General features: G+C 41.9%; 17 protein-coding genes and 1 pseudogene. 10 read left to right on the top strand and 8 right to left on the bottom strand.

What is annotated here, in order from left to right:
* Window positions 1-582: 582 nt before the first annotated feature.
* Together ACFO4R_RS06980 and mscL are read right to left on the bottom strand one after the other, a co-directional pair.
* Window positions 583-957, bottom strand: coding sequence for a class II SORL domain-containing protein (locus tag ACFO4R_RS06980; protein ID WP_379788346.1), 375 nt, complete (start codon window positions 955-957; stop codon window positions 583-585).
* 373 nt (window positions 958-1,330) lie between these two features.
* Window positions 1,331-1,711, bottom strand: coding sequence for a large-conductance mechanosensitive channel protein MscL (gene mscL / locus ACFO4R_RS06985; RefSeq protein WP_379788347.1), 381 nt, complete (start codon window positions 1,709-1,711; stop codon window positions 1,331-1,333).
* Between the two features lie 685 nt (window positions 1,712-2,396).
* Here mscL and ACFO4R_RS06990 point away from each other — a divergent pair.
* From ACFO4R_RS06990 to ACFO4R_RS07010, 5 genes are all read left to right on the top strand, one after another.
* Window positions 2,397-4,070, top strand: a complete 1,674-nt coding sequence (locus ACFO4R_RS06990; RefSeq protein WP_379788348.1) for a phosphoenolpyruvate carboxykinase (ATP) — start codon at window positions 2,397-2,399, stop codon at window positions 4,068-4,070.
* 350 nt (window positions 4,071-4,420) lie between these two features.
* Window positions 4,421-5,419: a tryptophan--tRNA ligase gene (gene trpS / locus ACFO4R_RS06995; protein ID WP_379788349.1), complete on the top strand. Its 999-nt coding sequence runs from the start codon at window positions 4,421-4,423 to the stop codon at window positions 5,417-5,419.
* A 12-nt stretch (window positions 5,420-5,431) separates the two neighbouring features.
* Complete coding sequence (gene lspA, locus ACFO4R_RS07000) at window positions 5,432-5,890, top strand: signal peptidase II (RefSeq protein WP_379788351.1); 459 nt, start codon at window positions 5,432-5,434, stop codon at window positions 5,888-5,890.
* 13 nt (window positions 5,891-5,903) lie between these two features.
* Window positions 5,904-6,479, top strand: a complete 576-nt coding sequence (gene mnmM / locus ACFO4R_RS07005; RefSeq protein ID WP_379788352.1) for a tRNA 5-(aminomethyl)-2-thiouridylate-methyltransferase MnmM — start codon at window positions 5,904-5,906, stop codon at window positions 6,477-6,479.
* A gap of 18 nt (window positions 6,480-6,497) precedes the next feature.
* Window positions 6,498-7,379 carry a DMT family transporter gene (locus ACFO4R_RS07010; protein ID WP_379788353.1) on the top strand — a complete coding sequence of 294 codons (882 nt, stop codon included), beginning with the start codon at window positions 6,498-6,500 and terminating at the stop codon, window positions 7,377-7,379.
* A gap of 771 nt (window positions 7,380-8,150) precedes the next feature.
* On the opposite strand, the gene ACFO4R_RS07015 is transcribed toward ACFO4R_RS07010, so the two are convergent.
* Window positions 8,151-9,233, bottom strand: coding sequence for a pyridoxal phosphate-dependent aminotransferase (locus ACFO4R_RS07015; protein WP_379788354.1), 1,083 nt, complete (start codon window positions 9,231-9,233; stop codon window positions 8,151-8,153).
* Window positions 9,234-9,667: 434 nt separating this feature from the next.
* Here ACFO4R_RS07015 and ACFO4R_RS07020 point away from each other — a divergent pair.
* Window positions 9,668-10,066: pseudogene (locus tag ACFO4R_RS07020) on the top strand (kinase/pyrophosphorylase); the annotation flags it as partial.
* Between the two features lie 149 nt (window positions 10,067-10,215).
* Here ACFO4R_RS07020 and ACFO4R_RS07025 read toward each other — a convergent pair.
* The 5 genes from ACFO4R_RS07025 to ACFO4R_RS07045 form a co-directional block, all read right to left on the bottom strand.
* Complete coding sequence (locus ACFO4R_RS07025; protein WP_379788355.1) at window positions 10,216-10,632, bottom strand: hypothetical protein; 417 nt, start codon at window positions 10,630-10,632, stop codon at window positions 10,216-10,218.
* Between the two features lie 257 nt (window positions 10,633-10,889).
* The gene (locus ACFO4R_RS07030) at window positions 10,890-11,306 is read right to left on the bottom strand and encodes a hypothetical protein (protein ID WP_379788356.1); all 417 of its coding nucleotides are present in this window, start codon (window positions 11,304-11,306) and stop codon (window positions 10,890-10,892) included.
* 268 nt (window positions 11,307-11,574) lie between these two features.
* On the bottom strand, window positions 11,575-11,991 hold the full coding sequence (locus ACFO4R_RS07035) for a hypothetical protein (protein ID WP_379788357.1): 417 nt from the start codon (window positions 11,989-11,991) through the stop codon (window positions 11,575-11,577).
* Window positions 11,992-12,138: 147 nt separating this feature from the next.
* Window positions 12,139-12,549 carry a hypothetical protein gene (locus ACFO4R_RS07040; RefSeq protein WP_379788358.1) on the bottom strand — a complete coding sequence of 137 codons (411 nt, stop codon included), beginning with the start codon at window positions 12,547-12,549 and terminating at the stop codon, window positions 12,139-12,141.
* A gap of 963 nt (window positions 12,550-13,512) precedes the next feature.
* Window positions 13,513-13,734 (bottom strand): hypothetical protein, encoded by a 222-nt coding sequence (locus tag ACFO4R_RS07045; protein ID WP_379788359.1) that lies wholly within the window; start codon window positions 13,732-13,734, stop codon window positions 13,513-13,515.
* Window positions 13,735-14,053: 319 nt separating this feature from the next.
* Between ACFO4R_RS07045 and ACFO4R_RS07050 the strand changes: the two genes are divergently transcribed.
* The 4 genes from ACFO4R_RS07050 (at window position 14,054) to ACFO4R_RS07065 (ending at window position 20,929) form a co-directional block, all read left to right on the top strand.
* Window positions 14,054-14,533, top strand: a complete 480-nt coding sequence (locus tag ACFO4R_RS07050) for a cell division protein ZapA (protein WP_379788360.1) — start codon at window positions 14,054-14,056, stop codon at window positions 14,531-14,533.
* A gap of 348 nt (window positions 14,534-14,881) precedes the next feature.
* The gene (locus ACFO4R_RS07055; RefSeq protein ID WP_379788361.1) at window positions 14,882-17,176 is read left to right on the top strand and encodes a peptidase U32 family protein; all 2,295 of its coding nucleotides are present in this window, start codon (window positions 14,882-14,884) and stop codon (window positions 17,174-17,176) included.
* Complete coding sequence (locus tag ACFO4R_RS07060) at window positions 17,173-19,536, top strand: endonuclease MutS2 (RefSeq protein WP_379788362.1); 2,364 nt, start codon at window positions 17,173-17,175, stop codon at window positions 19,534-19,536. The genes ACFO4R_RS07055 and ACFO4R_RS07060 overlap by 4 nt, the downstream gene beginning before the upstream one ends.
* Window positions 19,537-20,074: 538 nt before the next feature.
* A complete protein-coding gene (locus ACFO4R_RS07065) occupies window positions 20,075-20,929 on the top strand; it encodes an S-layer homology domain-containing protein (protein ID WP_379788363.1) in 855 nt (284 codons plus the stop codon).
* The last annotated feature ends 4 nt before the right edge of the window (window positions 20,930-20,933 follow it).

Consider the following 20,933-nt stretch of genomic DNA (forward strand, 5'->3'; position numbering starts at 1 on the left):
TGTAGGAAAAGATGCAGCGAGCCCGAACATCCTTGAAAAACAAAACAACAACTAATCGAGAGGTATTCAGGAAGCTATAAATGCGGAAGAACATTTTGAAGAAGTAAGATGAATAAAGATTAATAAATAAAGACTATCGGAGGCAACACTCCGAGAGTCTTTATTTATACGACACTCATCTCAGAGTATTTATTATTCATTACTTTGTCGATATCAGTGATTTGTGCTCTGTAGGAAATAAATGTTCGAGTCACAGGATCGATAAGACAACATTTCTAATGGATAATAATGTACAAGTTCTTGTCATTCTATACAAATCAATTCTTTTAATCATCTATATGTTCTATTACAGATGACATTTCAATGGAATAGGAATTTTAAATAGGGTACCGCATATTTAAGGCTGCGGTATCCTATTTTATTATATTTTTGTTTTTCACAAGGGACTATCGGATCATTTTGTGCAGTATATTTCCCTGATAAAAACATCAGGCTTATGAGAAGTGGTGTTTTTATCGGAAGAAGTATCATAAAAAAGGTTGCTTCTCTATTGAGAGAAGCAACCTTACATACTTTTAGAAATTATTTTACGACGACATCCTTACTGTTTTCCCATAGACCATGGATGTTGCAATAACTAAGAGCAACCAGTTTTCCGGAAGAAGGAAGTTTTACTCCTACAACAGCCTTGGGCTCAGAGAAAGAATTTGTCTCACCGTGTGCGGAAAACTTTGCATCTGCAAGCTCAATGATGTTCTTTCCGCCTTCGGGAATAAAGAAAAGTTTAAACCATGCAATATAGTGCTCCGGAGTATTCGGATGCGCGATTGCATCTCCTATCGATAGACTTACCTCTGTAACCTCGTCTTTTGAAAAGGTATCAGGACAGTTGATAACAGGAACGTGTTTTTCGCCCTTCCAATCTCCACTCTTGATAAAATCATTAAAAATACTCATAGTCATAATCCTCCCTAAAAAATTCATGAAATCTTATTACAGCTTATAATATACCCAATTGAGAAAAAAGAAAACATAAAACCTTGTTTTATCTGTGACACATTTCTGTTCCTTTGTAGTGCTATTCTCCTTTTGAAGTATCAGAGAAATAGAATGTGTATTTACCGAAACCGTTTTGAGCAATCATATACCCAAATTATATGACCGAACAGTTTGAGTAGATAAGAATATAATTTTATAAGTGAAATAGTAAAAAAATCCTGTTGAAAGAGCGGTGAAACTTTTTCAACAGGACAGATCTGATCAAATAATTGTATGAAGAGCTTGTCAACAACGGTTCGGATGGAACATGATGTGAGCAAGCGAGAACATACTATTTATTCTTTAATAGATCACGGATTTCCGTAAGTAGAACTTCTTCGTTCGACGGTGCCGGAGGAGCTGCAGGTGCCGCTTCTTCTTTTTTCTTGAACGCGTTCATCGATTTTACCACCATAAAGATCGAGAATGCAATGATCAAAAAGTTTACGACTTGTTGGATAAAGTTTCCATAAGCGACAGTTGCTTCTCCAACCTGAACCGAGAGCGAGGTAAAATCGACTCCTCCGATGATTACACCGACAATAGGCATAATGATATCATCGACTAATGAAGCTACGATTTTTCCGAAAGCACCTCCGATAACAACTGCAACTGCAAGGTCAAGTACATTTCCCTTCATGGCAAAGTCTTTGAATTCTTTTAATAGTTTCATAGAAAACACCCTTTCAAAACTTCTGAATACAATGAAATAATTACTTTTAGACCTATACCCCTGATACAAATTATTTAATCAAAAAATTTACACAATTTTATAAAATACAAGTATTTCATATGAGAGAAAACCTTTTGTTATACTATTCTCCAATAGAAGTGTGGTTATATTTATTTTATGACCACAAAAACCGTTTTATCTCTTGTTGAATACAGATTACTGATATCTATAACTCAAATGAATAATAGTATCAGTTATTTCAAACACGAAATAAGATATACAATATAAACAAAAAAGAAGAGAACGAGTGCCTTATAGGAGCAAAAGATGGAAAACTTTCAATTTTATTATAAATCATTCCATTGAAATATAAAGGAAAAAGAAAAAAATATCGGAGGAAGCAACTTCGAAAAAATGGGATGAGACTAAGTGATATATATAAAAGTATTGAAATTTCAAATAAAATTATATAGATCATGTGATGGATTTCATCTTAAAAAATGCAATTTCACAAAAAGTCAAAAAAGTATATCGTACTTGCAAAAAATATAGGGTTTATGAATGAAAAATATAGCAAATAGAATAAAAATAATAACATATTTGCAGGAAACATCTTTTCATTTTAAAAAACTTTGATATAATAGGGGATGTAAGACAATACAAAATATATCAAAGAGGTGCGGTTATGTCTACGATTAGAAATTACAAACGAGATGAAATAAATAAGAAAAATGAGAAGTTCTCAGCCTTGAGAACGACAATCGAAACTGTCTTTTACGGCAATAATGTAATCTATGTCAGGAACCTTGCACAAGCCTACGAGCTTGCCAAGAATTCGAGCGGGACCGTCGTGACCGGAATGGATGTATATGAGCCTGAAAAACTCGACCTTCCTTCCGATGCAAAGGTACTTCTGTATAACGATGGAGAAGTTACGGGGCGCTATGCCAAGGCGAGGGTGATCTTGAATAATAGGGATACAGATAAGGAAAAGACATTTTCCGCTCTTGCCAGAGAAGCTGCCTTCTATGCGCGAGATAAAAAACTTTACTACGCTCAGGCCTATGTCGGTCTGCATGAAGACTTTATGCTCAAGGCTCATCTGTTGATACAGGAAGGATATGAAAACACACTCTACAACTGGTTGCTGAACTTCCAAGCCGTCAATGAAAAATATGAAGAGATGTATCGAAATTCGAAGGAGTGGAACGAGACGGACATCTACGTCCTTTCTCTGCCCGATTATCTCCCCAAGGAACACGAAAAAGGATTGGCCTTGTTTGAGCCTTCACACAACTGTCTTTTGCTTTGTGGAATGAGGTACTTCGGAGAACATAAGAAGGGGACCTTGACCCTCAGTTGGGAGGTCGCGAACCGAAACGGCTATGTATCCTGTCATGGAGGATTAAAGAGATACAACTTGGAGAAGGAAGCCTATACCATCGCATTTTTCGGTCTTTCCGGATCGGGCAAATCGACTCTGACCCACGATAAACACGAGGACAAATTCGATATCAGTATCCTGCATGACGATGCGTTTATAATTTCCGAGAGCGATCTGTCGACGGTCGCATTGGAGCCGTCCTACTTTGATAAGACCCAGGACTATCCTGCGGGACATGAGGCAAACAAGTACCTTCTCTCCATCCAAAACTGCGGTGCGACCTTGGATGAGAATAACAAAATCGTACCCGTAACCGAAGACATTCGAAACGGGAACGGTCGTGCAATCAAATCTCATCTTTGGACAACGAATAGGATCAATAAGGTGGATGATCGCCTTAATGCTATCGTATGGCTGATGAGAGATTCTTCAATCCCTCCGATCATCAAGATCAAGAACCCTGTAGTAGCCTCCGTCTTCGGGGCGGTACTTGCGACCAAGAGGACGACTGCAGAGAGATTGGACAACAGTGCCGAGATGGAAAAACTCGTCATTGTGCCTTATGCAAACCCATTTAGGACCTATGCCTTGAGTGAAGATTACGAGAAGTTTAAGAATCTATTTGATAAGAAGGAGATCAACTGCTATATTATCAATACAGGGAGTTATATGGACAAAAAGATCCCCAAAGAGATTACCTTAGGTATCTTGGAGAAACTCGTGGAAGACTCTTTGGACTTTAAGCCTCTTTGTTGTTTCGACGAGATCGACTATGCCGAAGTCGAAGGTTTTGAAGTCGATTGCGACAACAGGAACTTCGATAAAATGTGGAAGAATGCTCTGGTCTATCGTATGGAGTATGTCAAGAGTCTTGAGGGAAGCCCTGACGAGCTTCCGACAGAAGTTATGAAGGAACTCGAAAAGTTGAAGTCCGAAGTGGAAGAGCATGCAAGACTTGCAACGCTGAAAAAGTAAATCTTGAAACTGTTTGATAGGTAAGCTATCGGCCCTCTTTGCCAACGGTGAGGAGGGCATCTTTTATTGCAGAGGCGGATTCGATGCTATTTTCCGGAAAAAGTATGGTTATATTCACGTGTTTTGTAATACTATGATCTATTAGAATTGACAGGCGCTAATGTCATAGTATGTGCTTTTTTTGTCCTTTAGCATACAGGATCGTGAAGTTTATCAAGTCTTTTCCAAGAATAATTCCGTAAAACTCGTCTAAGTGTGATATAATAATAAAATCACGAAAAATAACGCTTGCACCCATGCCTGTCTTTTGGGCAAGTGGTGTGATCGATAAGAATAAGGGAGAGAACACTATGGAGAAAAAAAGATTGTTCAGCGGAATACAGCCATCGGGCAAAATTACCCTCGGAAACTACCTCGGATCGATCTCGAACTGGATCGGTCTGCAAGATGAGTTCGACTGCCTGTTTTCGGTCGTGGATCTTCACGCGATCACGGTTCCTCAAGTAGCGAAGGAACTTAGGGAAAATACTTTGTTGTTGTTGGCACAGTACCTTGCCTGCGGGATCGACCCCCAAAAAAGCACAGTCTTTATACAGTCGCACGTTCCGGCCCATGCGGAGTTGAGCTGGGTGCTCAACACCATGACCTATATGGGAGAACTTTCGCGGATGACACAGTACAAGGACAAGTCGAAGAAGAGTTCCGACAACCTCAATGCGGGCCTGTTTACCTATCCCGTGCTCATGGCGGCGGACATCCTCTTATACAATACCGACCTTGTGCCGATCGGTGCCGATCAGAAACAGCATTTGGAATTGGCGAGGGATCTGGCGATTCGATTTAACGGAAGATACAGTGATACTTTCACCGTGCCCGAAGGGTACTTTCCGCCCATTGCCGCAAGGGTAATGAGTTTGCAGGAACCTACCAAGAAGATGAGCAAGTCCGACAGCAATGAGAACGGTTTTATCTCGCTTCTCGATACCGAAGATGTCATCGTCAAAAAGATAAAGAGGGCGGTGACCGATTCCGAGGGAGTGGTACGCTATAGCACGGAACAACCGGGGATCAAAAATCTTTTGGAGATTTACAGCAAGATGACATCGGAGAGTATCGAGGACATCGTTGCAAGGTATGAAGGAAGGGGTTACGGAGACTTCAAGGCGGATACTGCTGAAGTGGTCGCTCAAGGTCTGAGACCCATTCGCGAAAAGGCGGAAGAATTGCTCAAGGACAAGGCCTACCTCGACGAAGTCTATCGAGATGGAGCGCAGAGGGCGAACTCCATGGCAGGCAAAATGCTGCGTAAGGTGTTTAAAAAAGTCGGGTTTATTCCCCGTTCGATATAAGAAGGAGACAAGATGATATATGTGATCTCGTGTATTGTGATGGTTCTGCTGGATCAGGCGAGCAAGTATTATGCGAAGACTGTGATAAGATCGAGCGGAAGTATAGCGGTAATAAAAGGATTTTTTCATCTGACCTATCTTGAGAACAGAGGAGCGGCCTTCGGGATGTTGCAGGGGCAGAGAGTCATCTTTACAATTATGACGGTGCTCATCATTGCCATAATCCTCTCCTATGTTTCAAAGAACAAGGGAAGTATAGCTTTGAAGTGGATAGCTACTTTTATTATTGCAGGTGCGATAGGTAACCTCATCGACCGGTTGTTGTTGGGTTATGTCGTTGATTTTATCGATTTTAGAGGGATATGGAGTTATGTCTTCAATGTGGCCGATATGTTTGTAGTGTGCGGAGCCTTCGCCATGGCTCTGCGACTTTTATTGGAAGAGAAGGCGACAAAGAAGATACGGGAATAGAAAGGAAGAAGGTATGAATCGTATCACAAACTTAAATGATATTTCACTGTTCTTATGTGAACGTTATATGCCAAAGGTGGAAGTCGCTGTCGACATTACTTTGGGAAACGGTTTGGATGTTGAGAAGTTTTTGCCTTATATCGGCTGCAAACTCATTGCCATCGACATTCAGCAGGAGGCAATCGACAATGCCAGGAACAGGCTGGCAAAGACCGTGCCGGCAGAACAACTGCAAAAGGTCGAATTTGTGCATGATACCCATACCAATATCGATAAGTATGTGGAAAAGGCGGATCTGATCTTCGGAAACTTGGGTTATCTTCCCAATTCGAATCATAAGATCATGACAAGACCGGAAAGCACTCTGATCTGCTTGGGTAAGGCGCTCGATATCTTGAATGTGAACGGCCTGCTTTCGGTCGTGAGCTATCTGGGACAAGATAGGGGCAAGGAACATTCCATCATCAAATCATTTTTTGAAAGTTTGGATCCGAGACAGTTTAAGGTCATTGACATCAACCCTTTAAATCAGGACGAGATGGCTCCTACCTTGTTTCTCTGTCAGAAGGTCGATGAAACGAGGGAGTAAAAGATAGGGGGGACAAGTATGTCGAACAAAAGATGGGTTTCGTGGTTTCTTCTTATATTTACCTGTTTTGCGTGGGGAGGTTCCTATGTAAGTATCGAAATATGTCTCCGGGCTTTGGGACCGGCATACCTTCCGTTTTTTCGGTACCTGATCTCATCGGTCATCCTCTTTGTAGCTTTAAAGCTCGGCAAATCTCCTCTTTATCTTGAGAAGAAGGACTTGGGAAGAATCATCCTCTCCGCCTTGGCAAGTATCACCTTCTACTTTTACTTTGAGAATGTAGGTATCATGAAGATAGGGGCAAATGAAGCTGCGGTGCTCGTTGCAATGATGCCGATCATCGCCTTGGTGGCCAATCGGATCTTTCTGAAACAAAAGATCCTTCTCAGAAACATCATAAGCTCGCTGATCTCGATAGCGGGGATCTATCTGGTTATCGGAGGAGCGGAGTTCAACAGCAACTATGTCGGCTACCTCTATATGATGATGGCCTCTATAAGCTGGGTCACCTATATGATATGTACCAAACCCCTTGTTCAGAAGTACGACGGGCTGTTGATCACCTTCTACCAATGTCTGATCGGGACAGTGGGTTTTATCCCCATGTTGAAGACGGACTATGTGTATATAGAGAGGATCGACCTGCCCATCATGTTGCATTTTCTGTTTTTAGCCCTGATATGTTCGGCGGCCTGTACGTGGTTTTATGCAATCTCGATCAAAGAGCTCGGGGTCAGCATCTCGGCGATGTTGCTTAACTTTATACCGGTTGCGACCTTTATCTTCAGTTTCGTCTTTCTCAACGAGGTGCTTGCACCGATGAAACTGCTGGGCTCCGCCATTGCGATCGGCGGACTCTTGATGATGAAGGGCGATGAAGCTGTCGAAGAAGCAGCATAAACAAAGCGGTACCGAGAACAAACTTCCGGTACCGCTTACTCTTGCAACATAGGAAAACATCATACAAAGATATGGACCGAAGTTCCTGTTGTTTTGCAGAGAACAATAAGTTCATAAAAAGATTGTTTTTACGGTATTGTCTGTTTCAGGCGACCGGGGGTGAGGTTTTGCTTCCATCGTCACACAGCAATGTTCGATACATCCATACTGCGTTTCCCTGATCGCTTGATTCCAATACTACTCTTCAAGAAAGGTATGCTTATATCCGTCTTGACTATCAAAACAACGTTTTTTCGGATCTGAAAAAATCAAAACTTATTTAAAGGATAGAAGTATAAATATAGTATTACGATTTTGTTAAGGAAACACCGCACAAAGGCAAACTTCCGATTTTTCTTCGACTTTATAAAACACAAAGGTCTCTCATATCAATATTTTCAAGAATTTTATCCTTTGTACAAAATCGATTTTATGCTGATTTTCTGAATTATGCGGTATCGCCTTAATACTATATTTCAGTAGAGGGGTGATGGCGTTTATTTTGTGTCCACAAATATTCGTTTCATCTTCTATGCAATACAATTGTGGATTACTCAAAGAAAGAACGATATAATACTATTCTCCGTTTGAAATGTCGGGTACAAAAATATATAATTGTCGAAAAACAATTTGGAGGATCATGATTTTTAAAAGTATTCAACCTGTGTCAATTCTAATAGACAATAGTATAAAGTGCCAACACGCTGTTTTTTGGAGTTACAAGCGAGTTTCTTAGCGGAGCACCTCGGAGAGTTTCTCGATCAGAAGGCGGTTCTCTTTTGGAAGCAAGGTACATACTCGGAAAAAGTAAGGGCTCAGGTAGGAGAACGAGGTACAGTTGCGGATTGCCAACGCATCCTTAATCAACGCATTGTAGACTTGTGCCGCATCGATCCGTTTGGAGATGATTTCACATAGAATAAAGTTGCCATACGAATTATAGACCTTGAGTTCTTCAAAACGGCGGAGGCTCTCCAACAGGAATTCTCTTTCCGCAGTGATTTTTCGGAAGGTATCTTCGATATACTCCTTGTCAGTAAACATATGCTCGCCCATCATGGTCGCTATAATATTGATGTTCCACAGATCGGTGTGCGTTTCAAAATACTCCCTGACATCGGGATCGGAGCAGAGAGCATAACCGAGCCTCAAGCCCGGGGTGGAGAAGAATTTGCTCGTCCCTCGGATTACAAAGAGGTTTCGGTACTTTTTCGTCAAAGCACAGGAGGAAAAAACCTCCGTATCTGTAAACTCGACATAGGTTTCGTCAATCAAAATCTTGGAAGGGATGTTTTGTGCCAAGGTCTCGATCTCGCTGTAAGAAAAACAACTTCCGGTAGGGTTATTGGGGTTACAGAGGATGAGTAGATCGACCTCTTCTTCGAGGGAGAGTTGCACGATCTCTTCGACACTGCCCTTGAAACCTCGGTTCTTGGAAAGCACATAGTGGAAGATCTCACAGCCGCCTGTTTTTTTGATCTGTGTCTCATACTCCGAATAGGAAGGCATGACAATCAAAGCGCGTTTGGGCGAGGTGGCATTGATAAAACCGCTGATCAAGCCTGTTGCACCTTCTCCGAGAAGGATATCGTCGGGATCTGACTTGGAATAGGAGGCGATGGCCTCGCGTAGGGTGCGGTACTCGGGATCGGGATAGATGGAGATATTCTCAAGATGTGCTCTTACATAGTCGAGAGCCTTGCGACTTGTACCGAAGGGGTTGATATTTGAACTGTAGTCTTTGATATCTTCAGGTTTGAACTTGTATTTTTGAGACAGCTCAAAGAGGTTTGCACCGTGAGAGTTTTTTTTCATAAGGCACACTTCCTTTCGTATATATGGAAACTCATAGTTTATCTATTCGGATAAATCCTTCTTAACATTATTATATCATAGTTTCGGGAAGAAATTTTTGTGTTTTTCGTTGTTCAATCGGATGATATGACAATTCGATGGAACTTTTGCCAAGACAATACTGCACAATTTCAAAAATCCGCATAATACTATCCTTCCTTTATAATACACCGATGATGAAGTTCTTGCACGGCTCTAACAAACCCCCGTATTCCATAAAATGCAAGAGAAAATAAACAGTATGCTTTTAAACGTTTTCCTAATGTAACAGGAAAAAATAATCATCTTTATTTCAAAAAAATCATCACCATAAAGAAGGAGGTAAGTGTATGAACAGGCAATACTTCAATCGGGCGGCACAAGTTTTGAAAGAGTTGAATGCGTTTGCCATTCCTCTTATCACAAACCACATCATCGGTCCTACTCTTACACAGATCAACGCTATGACGGGCAAAGAACCTCGGAGAGAACCCGGGGTTATCCGGCAGTTGAACGACAGCTACTACAAAAGGGTGGAATCGATCGAGTTTGCAGTAAAATACGATGACGGAAAAGATCCGCGAGGAGCTTTGAAGGCGGACATCGTCCTTCTCGGGATCTCAAGGACCTCAAAGACTCCGTTGTCGATGTATCTGGCAAATAAAAACATCAAGGTCGCAAACATTCCTTTGGTACCGGAGTCGCCCTTGCCGGACGAAGTCTTTGAGGTGCAGAAGACGAGGGTCGTCGGACTTACAAATTCCCCTCAGAAACTCAATCAGATACGGACCGAGCGTTTAAAGGCTCTGGGTCTTCCAAAGGGAAAACGGAACTCTCCCTGTCTTTGACAGTATCTTCTTCTTGTATCCGATCATCTGTTAGCATTATTTATATCAAGGAACTGTACTCTGCAAGTACCGAGATCATAAAACAGATATTCCCATACCCTGATCGCAGAAGGGTGTTAATCATATTTTGATTTAGGAATAAAGGGAAAGTATTCCCAGAATTTTTTACCGTATTCTGCGAGAGGAGCAAATGCGTTGTAGTTTAGTACTCCAATAAAAAGTAGGCAAATTGATATAAATAAAAGGCAGACAAATCGTTTCAAGGTCAATTCGTTGTTTCTCTTTAATACATAGAGGTTGATGGAGAACAGACCTACTAGAGGTAAGAGGTAGAGAGGAGGATAACCAAAACCAAAAACGATACCTCCGCCAAATATAAAAATAATTTTTAAATCCAAAAAAAGGTCAAAGATCCAATTGCCCCAAGGATCAAAAACATCCGTATGGTAACGCACGAAAAAAAGAAAATGTAAAGCGCTGTAGAATATACAATACAGGGCGCCAAGTCTTATAGTATTTTTATAGAGTTTCATAAAGATATGCTCCTTGCTCTTTGTTAACATGTTATTTTTATTGACGGTCTACCCTTGCTGTCAATGTTTATTCCGCTTATTTAAGACAAGAGAAAGTTTTGCCGTTTCCGGATCGTGCGGAACTCTCCCTGTGTTTAATGATATTCGTATACTATTCTCCGTTTAAAATATCAGGCAAACAGTATATTTGCCGGAAACGCTTTGAGTGATCGTGGAATTCAAACTTTACGACCGGACAATCTTAATAGATAATCGTATTAATCATATTTCGGTCCGGGAATAAAGGGAAAGTATTCCCAGAATTTTTTACCGGACTCCACCATTACAGAGAACTCATCGTGGTTTCGGACCCCGATCAAAAGGATAAAGATCGATATAAACAAGAGGCAGGCAAATCGTTTCAAGGTCAATTCGTTTTTTCTCTTTAATACATAGAGGTTGATGGAGAACAGACCTACTGTAAGCAAGAGATATAGGGGAGGTAGATTAAAACCAAAACCGAAAGCTCCGAAGCCAATAAAAAGAATATCTAAATCCAGTAGAAGATCAAATACCCAGTCGCCCCAAGAAGAAAAAGTGTCTGTATAGTAATATAAAAAACGAAAAAGATGTAAAGCGCTGTAGAATATACAATACAGGGCGCCAAGTTTTATAGTATTTTTATAGAGTTTCATAACGATATGCTCCTTGCTCTTTGTTAACATGTTATTTTTATTGACGGTCTACCCTTGCTGTCAATGTTTAATCCGCTTATTTAAGACAAGAAGGAGAGTTCTTTGGAATGTTTTGCCGTTTCCGGATTGTGCGGAATTCTCTCTGTCTTTGGCGGTATCTTCTTCTTGTATCCGATCATCTGTTAGCATTATTTATATCAAAGATCTGTACTTTGCAAGTACCGAGATCGCAAAACAGATATCCCCATACCTTGATCGAAGAAGGGTGTTAATCATATTTTGATTTAGGAATAAAGGGAAAGTATTCCCAGAATTTTTTACCGGACTCCACCATTACAGAGAACTCATCGTGGTTTCGGACTCCGATCAAAAGGATAAAGATCGATATAAACAAGAGGCAGGCAAATCGTTTCAAGGACAATTCGTTTTTTCTCTTTAACACATAGAGGTTGATGGAGAACAGACCTGTTACAAGCAAGAGATATAGGGGAGGTAGATTAAAACCAAAACCGAAAGCTCCTAAGACAATAAAAATCGTTTTTAAATCCAAAACAAGGTCAAAGATCCAATCGCCCCAAGAGTCAAAAACATCCGTATGGTAACGCAGGAAAAAAAGAAGATGTAAAGCACTGTAGAATATACAATACAGGGCGCCAAGTCTTATAGTATTTTTATAGAGTTTCATAACGATATGCTCCTTGCTCTTTGTTAACATGTTATTTTTATTGACGGTCTACCCTTGCTGTCAATGTTTATTCCGCTTATTTAAGACAAGAGAAAGTTTTGCCGTTTCCAAATAGCGCGGAACTCTCTCTGTCTTTAATGACACTCTTTAATCATATTTTGATTCAGGAACAAAGGGAAAAGCTTTCCAAAAGTCTGTAGAAGATTCGGTGATCAGTCCATATCCTTTATAATTCAGTATTCCTACAAACAAGAGACAAACGAAAACAAGCAACAGGCAGGCAAATCGTTTAAAGGTCAATTCGTTATTTCTCTTTAACACATAGAGGTTGATCAAAATCAGACCGGCTATAAGTAGGAGATAGAGCGGAGGAGAACTAAAACCAAAAACCGTTCCTCCCCAGAAAAGAAGCATACTTCTTGTCCATACAAAAACAAAGAAAAACAAACCGCCTAAAAAACTATTTTCATCTGGAAGGATAAATACAGTATAATATAACGAAGCATAGAGTATACAATATAAGACAGCAAATCTTATAGTGATTTTATATAGTTTCATTGGATACACTTCCTACTCTTTTTCAATGTGTTATTTTTTATTGACGATCTACCCTTGCTGTCAATGTTTGATCCGCTTATTTAAGACAAGAAGGAGAGTTCTTTGGAATGTTTTGCCGTTTCCGGATCGTGCGGAACTCTCTCTGTCTTTGGCGGTATCTTCTTCTTTTATCCGATCATCTGTTAGCGTTGTTTATATCAAGGATCTGTACTCTGCAAGTACTGAGATCGCAAAACAGATATCCCCATACCTTGATCAAAGAAGGGTGTTATACTACCATTCCTTTGAATTATGGATATAAACAATCTATGATCCATAGAAGATAAACCGATTTTTCGTGATTTGAAAAATAGATATATCTATACTTTTATTGAAAAATAGTATTAATCATATTTTTGATTTAGGAATAAAGGGAAAGTATTCCCAAAATCCTTTGCCGGATTCTATAAAAGGTGAAAATTCATTGTGGTTTAGGACTCCGATCAAAAGGATAAAGAACGATATAAACAAAAGGCAGGCAAATCGTTTCAAGGACAATTCGTTTTTTTTCTTTAATACATAGAGGTTGATGGAGAACAGACCTACTGTAAGCAAGAGATAGAGAGGAGGATAAGCAAAACCAAAAACCATACTTGCGCCAAACATAAAAATAATATCTAAATCCAAAAAAAGGTCAAAGATCCAATCGCCCCAAGAGTCAAAAACATCCGTATGGTAACGCACGAAAAAAAGAAAATGTAAAGCGCTGTAGAATATACAATACAGGGCGCCAAGTCTTATAGTATTTTTATAGAGTTTCATAACGATATGCTCCTTGCTCTTTGTTAACATGTTATTTTTTATTGACGATCTACCCTTGCTGTCAATGTTTATTCCGCTTATTTAAGACAAGAGAAAGTTTTGCCGTTTCCAAATAGTGCGGAACTCTCCCTGTCTTTGACAGTATCTTCTTCTTGTATCCGATCATCTGTTAGCATTATTTATATCAAAGATCTGTACTTTGCAAGTACCGAGATCGCAAAACAGATATTCCCATACCTTGATCGAAGAATAGAAGGGTTTAATGAGTTCTATCCATTCTTCCCAAGGGATGATTTGATCGATTTGCTTGAGAAATTCTTTTTTCTTTGTTTTGACACTTAGAAGTTCGTCTGTAAGAATGGATAGATTTAGTTGTTTGTTCATGGCTCTCCCTCGTTCTCTATTATGCAGTATGGTTTCTAATTACTGGGTTTGATTCTGTTTTATATCTTTTATTTTATCATAGTTTTGTTCCTTATAGGGAACTATTAGCTCTTTTTGTGCGGTATTTCCCTAAATATAAAGAATAAACAAGTCTGTTGCGGCGATACCGGAATAAGAGTGATGTATTCGAACCGAAATGATCATCGGGACAAGAAAAATATAACAAGTATATGACATTTCGACATAAATAAGACGAAATTACTGAAAAAAAATACATAGTGTGATAAAATAAATCAAACGGTGCATCGGAGGAGCCTTTATGAATAAAATAACAATAAAGATTTTAAATCATGAATATACGATAGTCGGAGAAGAGTCGAAGGACTATCTTCTCGAACTTGCCTCTTATGTGGCTCAGGAGATGGAAGTTATCCTGCAGAAAAATCCGAAATTCAATTACACAAATTGTGCTGTTTTAACGGCAATAAATATCACGGACCAACTGTTTCGGGAGAAGAAAAAGAGCGAGGCTCCGGAGAGGGAGTACAATGTTCTCTTGCAAAAGCAGGAGAGTTTGGAGTTGGAACTGATCGAGAGGAATCTCGAGATTGAGCGCCTGCGAAAACAGTTGGATGAACAAGGTGTACAGGGAATGGATGTACAGAGGATGAAGGAAGAGTTTGAGGAGAAGTTGGCGGAAAAACAGAAAGAGGTGGAAGAGGCGGATCGTATTTCCAATGAGTTCCAAAACAGGATGTATCGCTTGCAGTTGGAATTGGAGAAACTGAAGCAAAAATGAGATAGGGTAATGGAAGGGCATTGTGGTTTACCATGAAGTCCTTTTTTTATAGGTAGTGTCAAAAGAGTAGCGGGTAATGCTTTGATATACTATATTTTTCTTGAAAAACCGGTGTATTGACATATTGATAGTTTATATTTAGTTTTTATCTTCGTTATAAACCAAAAGTGTTTATATCAAAGTCGGAATTACTATGAATTTCAACGTGCCGTCACACCGGAGTTATAGAATATGGGATCAATCCAATACCGTAGTATCTGCCGGTCTGAAAGTCCGGTAAGATTGTTGAATACAGTGTCCCCGTTTATTAGAGGAACTTACATTATATGTAGAAATTAAAGGAGATTTATGAAAGAGAAGATAGAATTGTTGGCTCCGGCAGGGAACAAAGAAGCTCTTTATGCAGCTGTCGCAAACGGTGCGGATGCGGTCTACCTCGCCGGAACCTACTTCGGAGCAAGAGCGTTTGCCGGAAATTTTACAGCGGAAGGACTGGTCGAGGCCATTGAGTATGCACATGAGAGAAAGGTCAAGGTCTTTGTGACCACCAATACCATCGTGATGGAGGGAGAGGTCGAGAGGTTTCTGGAGTATATCGGGTTTTTGTACCGAAACGATGCCGATGCCATCATCATTCAAGATATCGGGATGGCACATCTGGTTCGAAGATTGTATCCTGAGTTGCCCGTACATGCATCCACTCAGATGACCTCCTTGAATTCTCTTGATACCTTGTATCTGAAAGAACTCGGTTTTGAGAGGGTCGTCTATGCGAGGGAACATTCTTTGGACGAGCTCGAGACCATCAAACGCAAGACGGGGATGGAATCGGAGACCTTTGTCCATGGAGCACTGTGCATCTGTTACAGCGGAAACTGTCTGTTCAGCGCAATGACAACGGGGCGTTCCGGCAACCGCGGCTCGTGCAGTCAGCCCTGTCGTATGAAGTACAGCCTTCTTAGGAACAACAAGGTCGAGCAGGAGGGCTATCTGCTCAGTGCAAAGGATCTAAGCTGTATCAAGAAGTCCGAGGCTCTGCTGGATTCGTCGGTGGACTCATGGAAGATGGAAGGGCGGATGAAGAGAAGCGAGTATGTTGCTACGGTCGTCAAGCACTACAGACATTTGAGAGATGAAGGAGAGATCCTCTCCGACAGGGACAAGGCGGAGATGGAAGGTGAGTTGGGGCATATTTTTCAGAGGGAGTATACGCACGGGTATCTTCTATCGGCGGACAAGAAGGAGATCGTAAATCCCAAGAGCCCGAAAAACAAAGGTGTCCCGGTAGCCAAACTTCTCTATTACGACAGGAAGAGGAGGAGAATCGGTCTGAAACTTCTCGACAGTCTTGAAGTCGGAGACGGTCTTTCGACAGGAGAGAAGGTCGGCAGGATCCTAAAAGGCCGATCGATTCTTAGATCCGCGTCGGCGGAAGAAGAAGTGGAACTTGACTTTGTGGGAGAGATCGAGAAGGGAGAACTCATCTATAAGACCTATGCGAGGTCGATCATGGAAGAGGCGGTAAGGTCCTATGAACAAAAACGTTTTGATCTTCCCCTGAAGATGAAGTTGTTTCTTTCGGTAGGTGAGAAGGCAAAGCTCTTCCTTGCGGATGAAGAAGGGAATTCTTTGACCTATGAGGACGATAAAGTGTTGGAAGAAGCGAGAACCTCCCTCCCGGATTTTGAACTGGTCTACGCTCAGATGTCAAAGCTTGGAGATACTCCTTACAAGCTCGACAGGAAGGACTTTGAAGCGGAGATGGAGGGAAGGGTGTTTATCGGAAAATCCGATTTGAACCGCATCCGGAGAACGGCGGTGGAGGAGTTGTCCAAACTCAGAAGAAAAAGATACGATCGAAGTATGCAGGAGATTGAACCGCAAGACTTCCTCAAAGAGATCGAGGCTCTGAGGAAGAAGGAGTATTCTAAAAAGGCCGAGATTTCGGTCAGATGCCGAACGCAAGAACAGCTTCTTGCAGCGAAGGAGGAAGGCGTCGATAGGGTGTATGTCGATACAGCTCAGTTGTACAAGAAGGCGGAAGAACTGTTTGAAAGAGAAAAAATCTGTTATGTTCTTCCCGATGCGGTCAAAGAAGAAGATTTGGATAAGGTCGAAAAAGAGATGCAAGCCTACGGAGACAGTTATATGACCAATTCCTTGGGTCTTTTGTGGAAGTATAGGGATAAGAAGATGGTAGGGGACTACCTCTTGAATTTGTCCAACAGATACAGCTTGCATTTTTTGGAGGCGCAGAGTTTGACTCCGTCCTTGGAGTGGATCTATTCCTCCCGATTTGAGCAGTTGGATGAAGTAATAGACAAGGAGAAGGTGGAGATACCGGCCTATCTGACCCCGATGTTTATGATCATGGAATATCCCCTGTTCGACAAAAATGCAAAAAGTGGGAGAGATATCTTGGAGTTGAAAGATATGAAGGGGAACAGAACTCCCGTGGTTCGAGATGAATTAGGCAAGACCAAGATCTTTTCTTACGAGGTGAAGGAACTGGAGCAGGATGTACAGATTCTGTATCAGATGGGATACAGGCATTACAGACTGGAGTTTCTCAAAGAAGGCAAGGATGAGACACGAAAGGTAATACGTAGATATCGAAGTTATTTAAAGGAAGTAGAGAGATGATAGAGAGCAGAACAATGAAGGTTTTGGAGTATGATGCCATCTTGGAAAAACTCAAGGCTCATGCGGTCTCCGAACTCGGAAAAAAAAGGATAGAAGAGATGAAGGTCTCAACCGATGAACAGGAGATCCTTCTGTGGCAGGGTCAGACGACGGAGGCGCAGACCATCGTACTGCAAAGCGGATCGATCCCCTTCGGAGCGTTTTATGACACGAGGGAGGCGGTCAAGCGTGCAGAGTTGGGGGCGGTCTTGGATATGCAACAGCTTTTGCATATCGCTTCCGGCCTTGCGAGCGCCAGGAGGATGAAGGATTTCTTGGATCAGAAAACTGAGGCGAAAAGGTTGTTGAGCTTATCGAGCTTTTTGACTGCGGACAGGGAGCTGGAGGAGGATGTGTTTTCGGCGATTATTTCTCCGACGGAGATGTCGGACAATGCGAGCGGAGAACTCAGGAGGATTCGGAGAAGCATTGTAACCATGCAGGAGAACGTGAGAAAGAAGCTGGACGATATCGTCTCCTCCTCTCAGGCAAAGTATTTGCAGGACAGCCTCGTTACTATGCGACAGGACAGGTTTGTCGTGCCGGTAAAACTCGAATACAGGGACAAGGTCCCCGGGATTGTGCATGATACATCTTCGTCAGGTGCGACCCTGTTTGTCGAACCGATTGCTGTGGTCGAGATCAACAATAAGTTGCAGACCCTGCGAAGCGACGAAAAAAAGGAGATTCAAAGGATCTTGGGAGAGTTTACCCTTCGGGTAGGAGAGATCTGCGATGCCTTAAGGGATAATCAAGTCTATCTGACGGAGCTGGACTTTATCTTTGCAAGGGGAAAGCTCTCCGTAGAGATGAAGGCGGAAGAGGCAGGGTTCAATCCACAGATGTATTTGAGGTTGAAACAGGCCAGACATCCCCTGATCGATCGCAAGAAGGTAATTGCCTCGGACATAGAGATCGGAGAAGGGTATCGGACTCTTGTGATCACCGGTCCAAATACAGGTGGAAAGACCGTGACCCTAAAGACGATAGGCCTGTTTGCCCTGATGTTTCAAAGCGGTCTGCACCTGCCTTGCGACTACGGCAGCAACATGTGTATCTTTGAGCATATCTTTGCGGACATCGGAGATGAGCAGAGTATTGAACAGAGTCTCTCGACCTTTTCTTCTCATATGACACATATTGTAAAGATACTGGAAAACTTGGGCGATCGGAATTTGGTGCTCTTCGATGAGCTCGGAGCGGGTACCGATCCCGTGGAGGGAGCCGCACTGGCGATCTCCATTCTGGAAGAAGTGAGACAAAACGACTCTCTGTGCATAGCTACCACGCATTACAGTGAACTCAAACACTATGCCTTGACACAGGAGGGGGTTGAGAATGCGTCGATGGAGTTTGATGTCGACACCCTATCGCCCACCTACCGTATGATGATCGGAATCCCCGGAAAGTCGAATGCCTTTGAGATCTCAAAGAGGCTGGGTCTGTCCGAACGATTGATCGAGAACTCCAGATCGAGGATCCATACGGATAAACTTTTGATGGAGGACGTGCTCAAGGAGATCGAAGATGAGAGGAAGGAGATGGCACTTCAAAAGAAGGAGAGCGATGCTATCTATCTTCGTGCCAAAGAGTTGGAATCGAAACTGGAAGAGAGGGAGAGAAGGACAAAGCGAAGGTTGGAGCAGGAACTTCTCGAAGGAAAGAAACAGGCGGCCAAGCTTCTGAAAGAGGCTCAAGATGAAGTGGAAGATCAACTTAGGGAGATCGCAAAACTCAAAGAAGAACTCGACAGGGAAGACTTGAACAAGCAGCTTGAGAAGGCGCGAAAGCGGATCAAAGACACATTGAAGGCCTCCTCCTACGATGAGAACATTCTCTATACGCAGGAAGATGCCGAAAAGTCGCTGAATGAGGTAAAAGAAGGCATGAGGGTCTATGTATCGACCTTCCATCAGGAGGGAGTCGTCCTCTCCGCCGATGATAAAAAACGGGAAGCAAGCGTACAGCTGGGAGCGATGAAGATGAACCTACCCTATGAGATTCTTCAACCTCCCAAAAAGCAAAAGAGCCAAAACGCTTATACCGGTGCAGGCAAGATAAGAAAAGATAAGAGTATGCACATCAAGACGGAGATAGATCTTCGGGGTATGGATATGGAGTCGGCTCGAATGGAGTTGGAGAAGTACCTTGACGATGCGGTGTTGTCCAATTTGCCGCAGGTTACGATCATTCACGGAGTGGGGACGATGGTACTCAAAAAGGGTGTGGAACAGTTTCTTAAGACCTACAAACCGGTAAAGAGTTTTCGCCAAGGAAAGTATGGCGAAGGAGGTCCCGGAGTTACGATTGTACGTTTTTAAATCGAGAAAAAAGGTCGGAAGCAACTCTTTCTTTGTTGATGCGGACGGAAGGGATTTAGGCGATTTCATACTGTTCTCCGATAAAGGTGCAGATATATCCGCATCCACAAACATAAAAATTTGTTTTATCGCCCATAGAATAAAAAACATTGATATCCATAGTTCGAACGGAAGCGGTAGCGGATGGAAAAAAAGTTTGTCAAATCCGCATTTTCAACAGTTTGACCCTTCGCATAACATCGATTCTATGCTGATTTTTTAAAATATATTCTATTTCCATAGAGTGATTTGTTCGTACAGGCTTCACAAAAAACGTTTTTTCGCGTAAAAATCGGCAAGATTCGAACCAATAGTTCGAACTTTAGGAAAAAAGCACAGCTATTACATTGTAAATGATAAAAATATCAGTTAAAATAATCTTAGATAAGGGAAAGATCCTTATAAATAGACGTTCTCCTGAAGATAGAATCCGGAAAATGGGCAAAATTTGTTTCTTTCGTAGGGAGAGGAGGATTTTTTGAAAGCGAGATAGGGAGGGATGAGATTGAAGACGGACAAAAAACGCCAAATCACGCTTTTGATCGCCGTGTTGATGATGATACAACCGACAATGATCTTTGCAAAAGGAACAAAAACGTTCAAGGCGGTAAGAAGTTACGAAAATGGATTTTCCGATGTCAAACAGAGTGACTGGTTCTACCATTCGGTGAAGAAGGCTTATATGGCTTCTCTTATAAGCGGACGTACTTCGACAAATTTTGAGCCGAAGTCCGATATCGATCTGTGCGAGGTTATTACGATAGCTTGTAAGATTCATTCCATCTACAACAACAAGGAAATTGTGGATACAAAGCAGATGGAAAGGTGGTATGATACCTATATCCAATATGCGGTGAAGAACGGGATCATCAGAGCATATGATTTTGAAGGCAGATATGACAGGCCGGCCACAAGAGGAGAGACTGCTTACATCTTGCACAACAGCGTACCGAAGTCGGAGTTTAAGTCAAAAACCGACAGAAAGATTCCCGATGTTTCAACAGCAACGCGTTATCACAATGAAATCTATCGTCTTTTTCAATCGGGTGTGATAGAGGGCAAGGACATCGCGGGAGCTTTCAGACCTAACGAGCCGATTGCGAGGATGGAGGTCGCCGTTATTGCCGTGAAGGTTCTCTATGAGGAGGAAAGGCTTCCTTCGTCGCCGGTCAACAACAAATCTTCAGAGATTGAGAAGGAAGACGAAAAGGAGGAAAGTCAAGGCAAGTATGAAAGCCCTGTCGGCATTGCACGAGAGGAAGGCGGTACTAATGGAAGTCGGCTTTTGATGGAGGAAGAGACCATCTTTGAGAAACAGCCTGAAAATATAATGGAAGACGAAGCATCCAAGTAGAGAA

This window comes from Filifactor villosus (assembly GCF_042652965.1).
GTDB lineage: Bacteria > Bacillota > Clostridia > Peptostreptococcales > Filifactoraceae > Filifactor > Filifactor villosus.